This window comes from Streptomyces sp. NPDC041068 (assembly GCF_040647455.1).
Classification (GTDB): Bacteria; Actinomycetota; Actinomycetes; order Streptomycetales; family Streptomycetaceae; genus Streptomyces.
This window is the reverse complement of sequence record NZ_JBEZCG010000013.1, coordinates 203,281-217,507: the sequence shown is the minus strand read 5'-3', so window position 1 is coordinate 217,507 and position 14,227 is coordinate 203,281. Positions and strand designations below refer to the sequence as shown.

Genomic DNA, 14,227 nt, shown 5'->3' with positions numbered 1-14,227 from the left:
CACCGCCGCCGACAGGGTGAGGTCGAGGTGCACACGTGCCCCCGGCCGCCGCTCCGGGGCGAGCTCGCCGACCTCGTGGGGTGCCGACCACACACCCCCTCTGCACGGCAGTTCCCAAACGAAACAAAGGACGTGACGTCATGTCATCAGAGAGTGGAGATCCGACGACCGGGACAGCCGACTTCTCAACCGATCCCTTGGCTGAGTCGAGCCCGGCGGAGGAGCAGGAACCCGTCGCGGCACGGGAAGCCGTCGCAGAGCAGTCCGAGGCGGAGCCCACCGCGACCAGCGGCGTACAAGAACAGCCGGAGCCGGCGCAGCAAGGGATGGCGGCGGCCGCAGCCCTGCCCTACCGCCCCGTGAGCGGCCGGTACCGCAGCAGCGGAGGCGGCTACCAACTCGAACTGCGCGTCGACGTCGACCGCATCCGAAGCGGGTCCAAGGTCCTGCGCCGACTCAGCGGGGATTTCTTCGCCACCAACGGGGGTACGACGACGTACTTCGGGTCGTTCACCGTGCACAGCCCGACCGTCACCTGGTCGGCCACCCGGGTCGTGGTCAAGGGGCTCGGCACCTACACCTGGCAGGCCGGCGCTCCGGTCGTGCAGGTGACCATCCCGCGGCGCAGGGTCAACCAGCCGACGGGCGACGCCACCGCACAGTTCCTCACGGCGGGCGGGCAACCCGGCGCGAGCTACACCTGCCCCTACATCTCCGCCTACTTCCGTGACATCCAATGGGAGCAGGACTCGGTGGTCGGCAAGATACCGTTCCTCTCCTACAACACCGGCTCGCTGCCGCAGCCGCCCGGCAGCCCCGCCCGTGTGCTGAGCGTGCCGGGTGCGTACGCCGAGGCAGGCATCCAGCTGCTGGTGTCCGGCGCCACGAACGTCATCGCCGACAGCTCAGGCGGCTGGACCGACTCCGAGCTGCATGGCGCCATGCAGACCAACTTCAGCCTGTGGAAGAACGTCCCGCAGTGGAGGGCGTGGCTGATGGTGGCCAGCGCCTACGAGGGCGTGTCAGGGGTGCGCGGCATCATGTTCGACGCCGCCGACTCCTTCCAGCGGCAGGGCTGCGCCGTCTTCTACGACCTGATCAAGGGTACGGACGCCGAATCGCAGCGCGCCCAACTCCGCACGTACGTGCACGAGATCGGGCACGCCTTCAACGTGCTGCACTCCTGGCAGAAGAATCTGGCTCGGCCGCCGGCCCCGCTCGGCCCCAAAGGCGGCTTCGGTGATCTGTCCTGGATGAACTACCCGCAGAACTACCAGTCTCCCTCCGGTACGAGCGGTACGGCCGCGTACTGGGGTGACTTCCCCTTCCAGTTCACCGACAACGAACTGGTCCACCTGCGGCACGGTTTCTACCGCAACGTGATCATGGGGGCCAGCCCCTTCGCCACCGGCGCAGCCGACATCGAGCCCGAACTCTTCGACGAGCCGATCGCCGACGAATCGGGGCTCCGCCTGGGCCTGCGGATCGCCAAGAGCGGCCTGGCGTTCGGCGAACCGGTCGTCGTGGAACTGAAGCTGGAAACCACAGATCTGCGCGGCCGCTTCACCCACGGACATCTCCACCCCGACGACGAGCTCGTCAACATCGCCATCCGGCAGCCCTCCGGGCGCACGGTCCTCTACCGGCCGCTGCGGCTGCGGTGCGTCGACCAGGACGAGACCGTACACCTGGACACCAACCGCCCGGCGATCTACTCCAGCGCCTACATCGGCTACGGCCGCGACGGACATTACTTCCAGCAGCCGGGCACCTATCAGCTGCGCGCGTCCTACCAGGCCTCCGACGGCTCTCGCATCGTCTCGCCGGTGCTGCGCCTGACCGTGCGGCATCCGGTCAGCGCCAGCGACACCCAGCTCGCCGAGCTGATGCTGGGTGAGGAGCAGGGCAAGCTGCTCGTGCTGCGCGGTTCCGACGCGCCGTCGCTGCGCTCCGGCAACGACGCGTTGCAAGAGGTCATCGAGCGGCACGCCAACCACCCCTTCGCGGTGTACGCGCGGCTGGCGAAGGGCCTCAACGCCGAGCACGAGTTCAAGGCCCTGAGCCCCGACCGGGCCGGGCTGACCGTGCGCGCGCCGGACACCAAGTCCGCGATCGAGCAGCTGGCCCCGGTCGTGAAGGTCTCCGAGCAGGGCAAGGGCGTCGACAACCTCACCTTGAACCTGGCCACGCGGCGGCTGGCGCGCGCGTATGCGCGCCAGGGGGACCTGGAGGAAGCCGGCGCCACCCTCGATCGCCTGGTGCGGCACTTCGACACCCCGGCGTTCAAACCGTATGTCGTGGAGGCCGTGCGCGCGCAGGCGGACACCACCAAGGCCGAGCTCATGAATGACTTCGGCTCGGGCTGAGCCACGGACGCGGGCTGCTCACGAGCTCCGCCCGGTCCTCGTTCTGAAGTGGTGATGCTGAAAGAGCTCCCGACGGCAAGAGGAACGCTGACGCGCGGGACGGTCATGCGAGGGCGTCTTTCGAAGGTCAGTGGTGGAAGGCCAGGAGCCTGGCGATGCCGTTGCGCTGGATCTCGGAGGTACCGGCGAGGACCCGGAACATACGGATCTTGCGGAACAGGTACTCGATCTCGTTGCCCTGGGTGAGCCCTTCCTTGCCGTGGATCTGCACGGCCTCGTCGAGGATGCGGAAGGCGGACTCGGCGACGAAGAGCTTGCACATGAACGCCTCGGCGTGGACCTCGCGGCCTTCGTCGAGGGCGGCGAGCGCCGCGTACGTCATGGAGCGTGCGGCGTAGAGCTCGGTGGCCATGTCGGCGATCTTGTGCTGGATCGCCTGGAGCATGAGCAGCGGCTGGCCCGCGACCTGGCGGTTCCGGGTCCGGTCCAGGGTCAGTTTGACGGCTCGGCGGGTGGCGCCGAGCACGGTGGGGCAGTGCAGGAGGCGGTTGGTGGTCACGCGGCCGAGCGCGATGCGCATGCCCTTGCCCTCCTCGCCGAGGAGGTTGGCGGCGGGGACGAAGCAGTCGTCGAGGACGATGTCGCTCTCGATGCGCTCGCCGGACATCGGGGTCGCCCCGTCCTCGACGCGGCAGCCGGGGCTGTCGAGGTCCACGAGGAAGGCGGAGAACTGCGGCTTGTCGCCCTCCTGTTCACCGGTCCCGGCCATCCGGGCGACGATGATCGCGAAGTCGGCGAAGGGGCCCCCGGAGAAGAACACCTTGTGTCCGGTCAGCCGGTAGCCGTCACCCTCGCGTACGGCGACGGTACGCATCGAGCGGACGTCGGAGCCGGCGTCCGTTTCGGTGAGGGAGAAGCAGCAGGCGCGCTCGCCGCGGATGAGCGGCAGCAGGTACTTGTCCAACTGGTGCTCGGTGGCGTGCTTGAGGATGTCCCCGGCACGCAGGGGACCGCCCATGTCGCCCAGGACGCAGTGCGACAGGACCCGCGGTGATCTCTTGTGGACCCGCGGCTACACGGACCCCGCCTGGATCCGCCGCTTCACGTCCGCCGGCCGCGAACTCTCCCCCAGCCGCCGGGTATGGCGGGGTCCGGAACCCGCCCGGGCCCTGCCCGACCGGCCCGCTGACCTCGACGCGCTCGACATCGAGCTCGGCGGCACCATGACCGAGCTGGAGGACTTGTTCACCACTGCCCGGACGGACGCGTTCCTCGTGATGCACCGCGGCTCCGTCGTCCACGAGACGTACCGGCACGGCGCCGAAGCGCACACCCCGCACTTCAACGCCTCGGCGGCCAAGTCCTACGTCGGCCTGATGGCGGCGACGCCGGCGCACCAAGGTCTCCTGGACCGGTCGGCGCGGGTCCACGCGTACGTCCCCGAACTCACCGGTACAGCCTTCGGCGACGCCACGGTCGAGGACCTGCTGCACATGGGCACCCAAGTCAGCTACGCGGGCCGGCCCTTCGACAAGGCGATCGAGGCCCAGCGCTACTACGCCGTCATCGCCCCCCAGCTCCGGCCGTTCGGCTACAACGGTCCCACCACCATCCGCGAACACCTGGCGACCGCCCGCGCCACCGGCCTGCCGGGCACCGGGTTCCGCTACGAGAACGGCAACGTCGAGGCCCTGGCCGAGGTCCTGCGCGGGGTCACGGGCCTCACCACCTCCGCGCTGCTCAGCGAGATGATCTGGTCGAAGATCGGAGCCGAGGAGGACGCCTACTACGTCCTCGACGGCGACGGCGTCGAGGCGGCGTGCGGCGGCTTCGGTGCCACGGCGCGTGACATCGCCCGGCTCGGCGAGATGCTCCGCTGCGGCGGGGCGGTCGGCGACCGGCAGGTCGTGCCCGAGGAGGTGGCGACGACGATCACCAGCGGCATCCACGGCCAGCGACTCCTGGTCTCGCCCGGCCTCGACCTCGTCGCCGTCCACTTCGGCTCCCAGGTCATCTCTCCGGACGTACCGGTCGTGCCGCTCGTCCAGGCGTTCCTGCGGATGGGGGAGCATCTCGGGGCGTCTCGGTAGAGCCCCTTCTCCTGGCGTCAGGGAGCGGGGGCAGGCCAACCGCCTGATCGAGCGGTCCACGCGGGGGAGCGCGCTCTCGTATTCGATTTGGGTACAGGTGGCCCTGGGATCCGCAGCGTCCCCGCATGGCCCGAATCAGACACCAAATTCCGGGACAAGCCGTCAGGAGAAGACGGCTCCCAAGGCGGGCATCGTGGCGCGGCCGTGCAGGAACGTGCCAGACAACTTGCTGCACTGTATGTAGGTGGCCGAAGGGTCGACGAATTGTCAAGCTGGTCGAGTGGTCACGCCACATGAAAACCTTATTTGACGGGGTTGCCAGTGACGCCTGAATTCGATCCGGAAAAAATAGGAACGGCCCTTTGTCGACGTAGTGTTGCTGGCTGGGGTCTTTCTCGGCAGGCCCCTGTGGCAATCGGTGTGCCATCGGCGGGCGCTGGGTCAAGTTGTGGCGAATAAGGCGTGAGTTCCCGGCTGTGGGCTGCACCCAGTCGGCATCGGATGGTGCCTAAATTCGCCATCCGAATTCCTCGGACTGTGCGTCGTATTCCGGTGAGTGGGGCGGGGTGGGGTCGAACCCCATCTCGATCTGGATGAGCCCGGTCCGAATCCGATCAGAATCGGCTCTGAATACAGCAGCAACGGAGGAAGAAGCCATGTCAGTCCCGCGAGTTCCCGTACTCATCGTCGGAGGCGCCTACACCGGGCTCACCACAGCTGTGAGCCTTGCCGCACGCGGTGTGCGCCCCCTGCTGGTGGAGCGTCGGCCGAGCGCTTCCACACTGCCGAAGGCGTGGGGGCTCAACACACGTTCTCAGGAGCTGCTCAACACGCTGCCCGGCGTGGCGCAGCGTCTCCGCACCGCCCTCGGGGATGTGCAGTGGCCCCGTATCAGCCATGGCACCTCGCTAGCCGATTCCGGGCGACGCTACCTCGACCCGCTGGAGGGGCAGCCTGACCCGCAGGAGCTCTCGTCGGTGCCGCCGCTGGCGTGGGTATCTCAGGCCCAGGTCGAGGAGATGCTCCGCACGAGCGCCGAGGAGGCCGGCGCGGAGGTGCGCCTCGGCACCGAGATGGTCTCCTTCATCCAGGACGACGAGAAGGTCACCGCGACGCTGCGTGACGTGTCCACCGGCCGCGAGCATGTGGTCGAGGCGGACTACATGGTGGCGGCCGACGGGAACACGAGTCCGATCCGGGAGATGCTCGGCATCCCCGTCGAGGGCAGTGGCGTGATCGGCCACATGTACATCCTCACCTTTGAGGCCGATCTGACGCGCTACGTGGAGAAGGGCGCGGTCGAGGTCATCGGGATGCCCGGCAGTGGTTCCAGCTTCATCCTGGACGGATCCGAGCGGCACACCCTGTGGGTCGACTACTTCCCCGAACGGGGCGAGACGCCTGAGGACTTCACCGAGGCCCGCTGCCTGGAGCGGATCCGCGACGCTATCGGTGACCCCGGGATCGACGTCACCTTCGTCAACGCACGCTTCTTCGCCATCAACCACAAAATGGCCGCACGGTTCCGCGAGGGCCGTGTCTTCCTGGCCGGCGACTCCGCGCACGCCTGCCCGCCGAACGGGGGCCAGGGCGGCAACCTCGCCATTCAGGACGCCTACGACCTGTCCTGGCGGCTCGCGCTGGTTCTCACCGGACAGGCCGGCCCCGGCCTGCTGAACACGTACGAGGCCGAGCGGCGCCCCCTCGTCAACATCACTCTGGAGCGCGAGGTCGAACTGGCGAAGATCTCTGAAGGCCGGGTGCCCGCCAGCTACAACCCGGCCGATCCCGATGCCCCCGTCCCCATGGCCAAGGAGTTTCTGGGTTTCCGGTGCCACTCCGTCGCGGTCCGCACCGAGGAAGACGACGACGGCAGCCTCCAGGAGGATCCGTGGCACCCCACCGGGCGTCCCGGGGGACGGGCTCCGCACGTCGTCCTCACCGACGGCCCGCGGACGTTCTCCACCCACGACCTGTTCGGCCGCGGGTTCGTGCTGCTGGCAGGGAACGAAGCCCCGGAGTGGGCCGCCGCCGCCGAGAACGTCGCCCGCCGACTCGGCATCACCCTGGCCGCGTACCGGCTCGGCGATCGCTTCGTCGACGACGACAACGCCTGGTGCGACCGTTACGGGGTCGAAGCGACCGGTGCCACGCTGATCCGCCCCGACGCCGTCGTGGCCTGGCGCGGCAGGAAGGCCGCGGACGATCCGGAGGGTGAGCTCACGACGGCCCTCGCCGGGATGCTCACACGCTGATCCGAACGTTGCCGCAGCCGTGGTTCGCTTCCGGATGCGGCAACGTTCTCCCGTTGCGTCGGCCGTGCTCCGTCACGTCATGCCGTGTTCGCCACGGGCCTCTCGGGGGCGGACACGAGCATGTGGTCGCGAATGATCCAACCGGCCTGGAACCGGCTCTGTGCTCCCAGATCCCCGAACATCTCGGCGATGTACTTCCGGCACGTCCGCACACCGATACCCAAGCGCCTGGCCACCACTTCGTCCTTGTAGCCGGCGGCGAGCAGCTGAACGATCGCGGTCTTCGTCTCCTGGGTCAGCCACTCCGGGATCCTGTTGTTGCCGCCCGTCCCCTGGAAGGCCACGCTGGTCGCCCAGGCGCTCACCACCGTGTGCAGGATGAACTCCACTAAGGCTTCGTGCTTCACCATGTGTGCCTTGCCCGTTTCCTCGCCGTCCAGCAGGAACACGACCGAGCGGTCGAAGGCGATCAGCGCGGGCAGGGACGCGGCGGTGGTCCGGACCTCGCCGCCCGACGCCGAGATCCGTTCGACGCAGTCGCGCACCTCCGCGTCGTAGCGCGACAGATGGGGGAGCAGCACGCGCACGTCGACCGCCGACGTCAGCAGTCCGGAGTCCGCGCAGAGCACGCTCTGGGCGAGAGCCGGGGCTCCCCGCCCCAGGGACTGCACGGCGAACACCTCTTCGGCGCACCGTGCCGCGCGGTCCTCGAGCGCGTCACGGATGTCGGACACCCCCTCGATCGTGACCACGGGGCCGGGGCCGCCCTCCGCGCCGTCAGCGCACAGGCCGGAGAGCATGTTGAGCTGCTCGCGGAGCCCGTCCAGCTGCGCCTGCCACGCGTCGATGACGCCTGAGAGGGGCTTGGCGTACTGGAGCCTGACTGTTTCCGGGTGCACGGCGATCCAGTCGTCGCGGCCCTCCGACCGGGACCGCGCCAGCTTCATCTTTCTGAGTCGGGACAGCACTCGCTCCGTCTGTGCCGGACCCCAGCCCAGACTCCTCGCCAGCCTCTCAAGGGTGGACCCGCCGGTTGTGACGAGGAACTGGTAAGCCGCCAGATCCTCATCACCCATCAGCGGAACGATCTGGGCGATATCCACAGTCTCCCCCTACCTCTCCGGCATGACTACGTCCCAAGAATAGACATGAAGCTATAGATGGACGCAAGTTCAAAAGTCTTGGCGCAGATTCAAGTTCCTGTCAGTGTGCATAAGGGGCGAAAGTTTCCAGAACGGTCGCCCGTCTCTTCCTGGGCCCAAGGTTTCGTCAAGCTCCGATGAAGCGAAGGTGAAAAATAGTCGCGAGTCTATTTTTGGATCCAGTTTCTGACGATCATCTGTGTCGCTGCCCGTGCCGTGAAGCTTGGAGTCGTGCGTGCGTACAGAACCGTCGAACATGTCCCCCGTCGCGATAGTCGGCATGGGGTGCCGGTTACCGGGGGCAGAGAGTGTCGATGAGCTGTGGGGCGTCATCGAGGCCAACGCCGACACGGTGCTCCCGGTCCCCGCGGACCGCTTCGACGTGGGCGATTGCTACGACTCCACTCCCATGACCCGCGGCCGAACCGTGTCCCGGCACGGCGGCTTCCTCGCCGACCCCTTCGGCTTCGACGCGGCGTTCTTCGGCATCTCACCCGTGGAAGCACGCGCCATGGATCCGCAGCAGCGACTGCTGCTGCACGTGGTGTGGGAAGCACTGGAGTCGGCCGGAATACGTCCCTCCCGGCTCGCGGGCAGCCGCGGCGGCGTGTTCGTCGGGCAAGCGACGTCGGAGTACGCGGAGGCCGACCCCCGGACCCACGACCCCGATGTCCGCAGCATGGTGGGCAGCCGACTGCGCGCTGTCACGGCCGGGCGCGTCTCCTACGCCCTCGACCTGCGCGGGCCGAGTGTCGTCCTGGACACCGCGTGTTCCTCGTCGCTGGTCGCTGTGCACGCCGCACGCCAGAGTCTGCTCACCGGTGAGAGCGACCTGTGCATCGCCGCGGGTGTCAACGTCATCCTGTCTCCGCACGACTTCGTCGCCTACTCCCAGGGAGACATGCTCTCCCCCGGTGGCCGCTGCAGGTTCGGCGACGCCCGCGCAGACGGATTCGTGCGCAGCGAAGGCGTGGGCGCGGTGGTGCTCAAGCGACTGGACGACGCGCTCCGGGACGGTGACCCCGTACACGCGGTACTGCTCGGCAGCGCGACCACCAACGACGGCGTGGCGAGCGGACTCCTGCTCCACCCTTCCGTGGAGGGCCAGGCGGCCATGGTGCGCGAGGCGTGCCGCAGCGCCGGCATCGAGCCCTCGGAACTCGACTACGTCGAGGCGCACGGCACCGGAACGCGCGTCGGAGACGGGGTGGAGCTCCAGGCGCTCGCCGAGGCGGCCGGCCCGGGGCGGCGGGCGGACCGGCCGCTCCTCACCGGCTCGGTCAAGACCAACCTCGGCCACGCCGAGGCCGCGGCGGGCATGGCCGGGCTGATCAAGGCGGTGCTGATGCTGCGGCACGGTGTCGTACCGGCGTCGCTCCACCTCGACGAGTCGCACCCCCTGCTGACCCAGGAGGACTTCCCGGTGCGCGTGGTGACACGCAATCAGCCCCTGGACCCGGCCGGTGCCCGTGCCCTGCTCGGTGTCAGCTCCTTCGGCCTGTCCGGTACGAACGCCCATCTGGTCGTCGGTGCCCATGCCCCCGAGGCTGCGTCCGGCATCCCTCGCACCGTCACCGGGGCCGAGCCCTGTCTGCTGGTGCTCAGCGCGCGCACGCCAGGCGCTCTGCGTCGTCTGGCCGAGAAGTACGCGGCTTACCTGGGCCCCGCCGGGCCTGGGCGCCGTTACCGCCTTGCCGACATCTGCGCCGCCGCGGCCACCCGGCGCGACGCCCACCCCCACCGGCTGTGGGTCGTGGGCCACGACCACGACTCCCTGGCGCGGCGGCTGCACGCCCTCGCCGCGGGCGAGACGATTCCGGACGGCGGAACGGCGGAGGCGGGCCTGTCCGGTGACAAGCGCCTCGTGTTCACCTTCTCCGGGCAGGGGTCGCAGTGGACGGGCATGGCCCGGTCCCTGTACGGCTCCTCGTCCGCCTTCCGGACGGCCCTCGACGCGTGCGACCAGGCCGTTTCCAAGGAACTCGGCTGGTCGGTTCTGGAGCTGCTGGCGTCCGACGATGCCGAGTTCCCCGAAGACGTGAGCGTCGTTCAACCCGTCCTGTGGGCCGTGCAGGTGGCGCTCGCCGCCGCCTGGCGTGAACGCGGCGTGACACCGGATCTGTGTATCGGGCACAGCATGGGAGAGATCGCGGCGGCCCACACCTTCGGTGCCCTGTCGCTCGGAGACGCGGCCGCGGTGATCTGCGGACGCAGTCGGCTGATGCAGCGCGAGGCGGGCCGGGGCGCCATGCTCGTCGTCGAACTGTCGGCCGCCGGGGCCCGGCAGTACACCGAGACCCATGAGGGGGCGGTGTGCGTGGCGGCCGAGAACTCACCCACCACCACCGTGCTCGCGGGTGATCCCGCGGCCCTGGCGCGTCTCCGGGCGGAGTTCGAGGAGCGCGGCATCCTGTGCCGCTCGGTGAAGGTGAACGTGGCCTCGCACTCGCCGCAGATGGACTCCCTGCGCGACGACCTGCTGCAGGAACTGGCCGAACTCGCCCCGGTGCCCGGCACGACAGAGATGGTCTCCACCGTGTACGGGTGCGAGGTCAAGGGCCCGGAGTTGACGGCCGTCTACTGGATGGACAACCTGCGCCGCCCCGTGCGGTTCGCCGACACCGTACGAGAGGTGGCTCTCGCGGCGGACAGCGTCTTTCTCGAACTCAGCCCGCATCCCGTCCTCGTCGCCGCCATGAACGAGACGCTGGGCGGCGACCACGGTGATGTCACGGTGGCCTCACTGCACGCGGGGCAGGACGAACCCGCCGAACTGGTCCGGGCCGCCGGACGGATCTTCGCCCTGGGCGGGCGGGTGGACTGGCGGCGGTGGTACGGCGGAGACCCGCGGCACGTGCCGTCGCTTCCCACCTACTCCTGGGACGTGGTGCAGTTCCGGCGTGAGTCGGCCGGCTCCGTGAGCGCTCAGCGGCCGGCCGCCTCCCAGGTCCGGCGGATCGACCTCGGGTCATGGGGTGGGACCGCCGACGGGTGCGACGGCGCGGCACTCCACGGAGTCGCACCCGTGCCGCCCGTCGTCTATCTCACGGCGATGCTCGAAACCGTGCAACAGGCCGACCGCACCACGCCGTTCGAACTGCGGGACGTGAAGCTGGGCGACGCACACGTACCTCTCGAAGCGGCCGGCGACACGACCCTTCAGGTGAGCCTGGACGGGCACCGAGGAGAAGCCGGCGAGACCCGCACCGTCACAGCACTGGCATCGCTCCAGGGCGCCCCCGACCCCGTCTTCTGCGCGTGGGGGAAGGCCGTCGGGGCGGACGGCGACGATGCCGGCCCCCTGCCCGCGGGCGCCCTCGACGCCGCGCTCGCACGCTGCCGGGAGTACCTGGGGGCGCAGGACTTCCAGCGGCTCGCGCAGCGCAACGGCTACGACTCCGGGAAGCCGTTCCGGGCCGTGGAGCATCTGTGGCGGCGCGACGGTGAGGCCGTGGCTCGTGTCCGGCTGACGCAGCCCCTGTCCCGCGTCGGCTGGGAGGCGGGCCTGCAGCCGCTCCTCGCCGCCCGGCCGGGGGCTGTGTCGGGCGACGCCGACTTCGCGTACGTACCCGTGTCCTTCGACTCGGTCCGGTTCTCCGCGGAACTGGAGCCGGAGTTCTGGAGCCTGATCGACCTGCGGTCCGAGGACGGGGGAGCCTCGCTGCGGGCCGACGTCCTCCTGATCGCGCCGGACCGTCGCGTCCTGGCGCGGTTCTCCGGAATCCACCTGCGGCGGCTGGCGCGGCCGTCCCGGGCGAGCGGTCCTCTGTCGCCCGTGCCCGCGCTCGTATCAGGCCTCACCGAGCAGTGCGCGACGTCGTTGGCCGACCTGGCCAAGAAGGTCGCGGGCCCCTGCGGCGGCTTCCTCACCGGCCTCCTGCGCTCCGTCGTGTCACCTCCTGCCGACCGGCGACGGGAGCCGGCGACAGCGCGAATCGCCGTTCCTGAGGCGTCCGCGAAGGAGGCCGGGGCCCTGCCGCCCGCTCGTGGAGGCGCTGCGGAGGCGCTTGTCGAGCACTCCGCGGCGTTGTTGGGCATGGCGGCGCCGGACATCGACGAGCGGCGGTCGTTGCGGGAGCTCGGGCTCGACTCCCTCATGGCCTCCCAGCTCCGGCAGCGCCTGCGCCGCAGTGCCGGCCTGGAGGTCACCGCCGGGCGCCTCCTGGGGCCGGAGAGCATCGCGAGCCTGGGCAAGAGCCTTGCCCGGCACGGCGCGCCACCGCGTTTCGGCCAGACATGCCAGCAGGAGCCGTAGCAAACTTGCACTACAGTATAAAAACATGCGATAGATTGACAGTGGCCGGTGTGCCCTGCTGCCCCCGACAGGTCGACTGATTCGGGCGTGCCCCTCGCCGTCGGCTCACGTCACTCAGCCATCGCGAGAGCCATGGTGAGCTCAGCACACACAGGAGGGACGGAATGGACTCGAGCGCGACAACGCCGCCGGTCAGTCGCCGGGAACGCAACAAGCAGCGAGTCCGGGAGCGGCTGTATTCAGCGGCAGTCGAGCTCATCGTGGAGAAGGGATACGACCACACCTCCATCGACGAGATCGCCGAGCGGGCCGATGTGGCGCGTGGGACCTTCTTCAACTACTTCCAGCGCAAGGAAGACATCATCGGCGCCTGGGGAGACAGGAGACGTGCCGCACTCGTGACGGGCCTCGACGCGGACAACGTGTTCATCTCCAGTTCGGTCGCCCAACTCCAGGCGTGCATGGCGGTTCTGGTCCGCATCAACCAGGAGGAACCGCGACTCACGACCGCCATGCTCACCGCCTGGGTGAAGGCGGGGCGGCCGATCCTGGAGGACCCGCATGTCGCGGAGGTGTTCGCCAGGATCGTGGAGAACGGTGTGCGCCAAGGAGAGCTGAGCCCGGCCATGTCGCCGATCGGCGTCGGCAACGTGCTGCGCGATGTCTACCTCGGCGCCCTGTACCGATGGGCCCACCAGGAGTCGAAGGAAACCGAACCGCTGGCCGAGGAGTTGCAGCAGATCCTGCAGCTCCTCCTCAACGGCATGACTGTGACGGCACCGCGCTAGACGCCCCGGCCGACGACGGCACGCGCTCGGTGCCGTCGTCGGCCGGGGAGGGGCTCAGGGCGTGCCGAGCGTGGCGACGTCGATGACATAGCGGTAGCGGACGCCGGACAGGTTCTCCCATGCCTCGGGGACCCGGTCGGCGGGGATCACCTCGACCTCCGAGGCGATGTGGTGCTTCGCGCAGAAGTCGAGCGTGTCCTGGGTCTCCCGTATGCCGCCGATGGACGACCCCGCGATGCCGCGGCGGGCGCTCAAGAGGGAGAACACGTTGTACGAGGCGACCGGGTCGCTCGGTGCGCCCACGTTGACGAGGGTTCCCCCGAGGCCGAGCAGGCCCAGATGGGTGTCCAGGTCGAGGGCGGCGGGCACGGTGTTGATGAGCAGGTCGAAGTGGCCCGCGAGGCCGGTGAGTTCCGCGTTCTCGCGGGTGTCCACGAACCGTGCTGCGCCGAAGCTCAGCGCGTCGTCCTTCTTCTTCGGCGACCGGCCGAGGAGTGTGACCTCCGCGCCCATGGCCGCGGCGATCTTCACGCCGAGATGCCCGAGGCCGCCCATGCCGAGCACGCCGACGTTCGTGCCCGGACCCGCCTGCCACCGGCGCAGGGGCGAGTAGACGGTGACGCCCGCGCACAACAGCGGGGCCGCACCGGCGAGTTCGAGGTCATCGGGGATGCGCAGGACGAAGCGGTCCGCGACGACGATGGACTGGCTGTAACCGCCGAGGGTCACCGTCCCGTCGTGGTCACGGGACGAGTACGTCTTGACGAAGCCCTCGGTGCAGTACTGCTCCTCGCCGGATGCGCAAGGGACGCACTGCCCGCAGGAGTTGACCATGCAGCCCACGCCCACCCGGTCACCCACCCCGAACTCGGTGACGGCGTCGCCGACTTCCGAGACCACGCCGGTGATCTCGTGTCCGGGGACGAGGGGGAAGAACGTCCCACCCCAGTCGTCGTGGCCGAAGTGCAGGTCGGTGTGGCAGATGCCGCAGAATCTGATGTCGATCCGGACGTCGTTGTCGCGCAGCGAGCGCCGTTCAATGGTGGTCGGCGTGAACGGCGCGCCCTTGGCGGGCAGCGACAGCGCGCGGGTGCTGGGCATGGTGATCCTGTTTCCCTTGGCTCGGATAGGACGGGCGGAACGCCGCTGCGTCGTTCCCCGATTCGTCCGACTCGACGCGTGAGCCGGGGCGTTCTCGGCGCATTAATCGGATGGAGACGCCGCAGGGTTTTCCTCCATCAGAACGACCCAGTCGAGCAATCACATGGCAACCAAGGAAATAAGCTTGCCTTTCTGGGCGAGCGGTCCGCCACCACTGCCTCGTGCAGGAA

Annotated in this window: 8 protein-coding genes; 5 read left to right on the top strand and 3 right to left on the bottom strand. The window is 69.1% G+C overall.

What is annotated here, in order from left to right; all coding sequences use genetic code 11:
- The first annotated feature begins 197 nt into the window (after nt 1-197).
- Nucleotides 198-2,366, top strand: a complete 2,169-nt coding sequence (locus AB0B50_RS29180; protein WP_362338310.1) for a hypothetical protein — start codon at nt 198-200, stop codon at nt 2,364-2,366.
- A gap of 127 nt (nt 2,367-2,493) precedes the next feature.
- On the opposite strand, the gene AB0B50_RS29175 is transcribed toward AB0B50_RS29180, so the two are convergent.
- A complete protein-coding gene (locus AB0B50_RS29175) occupies nt 2,494-3,384 on the bottom strand; it encodes an acyl-CoA dehydrogenase (RefSeq protein WP_362338307.1) in 891 nt (296 codons plus the stop codon).
- On the opposite strand from AB0B50_RS29175, the gene AB0B50_RS29170 reads away from it, so the two are divergent.
- The gene (locus AB0B50_RS29170; RefSeq protein ID WP_362338305.1) at nt 3,383-4,456 is read left to right on the top strand and encodes a serine hydrolase; all 1,074 of its coding nucleotides are present in this window, start codon (nt 3,383-3,385) and stop codon (nt 4,454-4,456) included. The genes AB0B50_RS29175 and AB0B50_RS29170 overlap by 2 nt on opposite strands.
- A 656-nt stretch (nt 4,457-5,112) precedes the next feature.
- Nucleotides 5,113-6,711, top strand: a complete 1,599-nt coding sequence (locus AB0B50_RS29165; RefSeq protein ID WP_362338302.1) for an FAD-dependent monooxygenase — start codon at nt 5,113-5,115, stop codon at nt 6,709-6,711.
- 77 nt (nt 6,712-6,788) lie between these two features.
- Here AB0B50_RS29165 and AB0B50_RS29160 read toward each other — a convergent pair whose 3' ends face one another.
- Complete coding sequence (locus AB0B50_RS29160) at nt 6,789-7,658, bottom strand: hypothetical protein (protein WP_362338299.1); 870 nt, start codon at nt 7,656-7,658, stop codon at nt 6,789-6,791.
- 430 nt (nt 7,659-8,088) lie between these two features.
- Here AB0B50_RS29160 and AB0B50_RS29155 point away from each other — a divergent pair, with 430 nt between their 5' ends.
- Together AB0B50_RS29155 and AB0B50_RS29150 are read left to right on the top strand one after the other, a co-directional pair.
- A complete protein-coding gene (locus AB0B50_RS29155) occupies nt 8,089-12,108 on the top strand; it encodes a beta-ketoacyl synthase N-terminal-like domain-containing protein (protein WP_362338297.1) in 4,020 nt (1,339 codons plus the stop codon).
- A 164-nt stretch (nt 12,109-12,272) separates the two neighbouring features.
- Nucleotides 12,273-12,896, top strand: coding sequence for a TetR/AcrR family transcriptional regulator (locus tag AB0B50_RS29150; RefSeq protein ID WP_362338294.1), 624 nt, complete (start codon nt 12,273-12,275; stop codon nt 12,894-12,896).
- Nucleotides 12,897-12,950: 54 nt separating this feature from the next.
- On the opposite strand, the gene AB0B50_RS29145 is transcribed toward AB0B50_RS29150, so the two are convergent.
- Entirely contained in the window at nt 12,951-13,997 is a 1,047-nt protein-coding gene (locus AB0B50_RS29145) for an NAD(P)-dependent alcohol dehydrogenase (protein ID WP_362338291.1), read from the bottom strand.
- Between the last annotated feature and the right edge of the window lie 230 nt (nt 13,998-14,227).

What these genes read in the sequence shown, in the direction of transcription:
- AB0B50_RS29160 (WP_362338299.1), bottom strand. Translation starts at nt 7,658, where the DNA reads ATGAAGCTGGCGCGGTCCCGGTCGGAGGGCCGCGACGACTGGATCGCC.
- AB0B50_RS29175 (WP_362338307.1), bottom strand. Translation starts at nt 3,384, where the DNA reads ATGGGCGGTCCCCTGCGTGCCGGGGACATCCTCAAGCACGCCACCGAG.
- AB0B50_RS29170 (WP_362338305.1), top strand. Translation starts at nt 3,383, where the DNA reads ATGTCGCCCAGGACGCAGTGCGACAGGACCCGCGGTGATCTCTTGTGG.
- AB0B50_RS29150 (WP_362338294.1), top strand. Translation starts at nt 12,273, where the DNA reads ATGGACTCGAGCGCGACAACGCCGCCGGTCAGTCGCCGGGAACGCAAC.
- AB0B50_RS29165 (WP_362338302.1), top strand. Translation starts at nt 5,113, where the DNA reads ATGTCAGTCCCGCGAGTTCCCGTACTCATCGTCGGAGGCGCCTACACC.
- AB0B50_RS29145 (WP_362338291.1), bottom strand. Translation starts at nt 13,997, where the DNA reads ATGCCCAGCACCCGCGCGCTGTCGCTGCCCGCCAAGGGCGCGCCGTTC.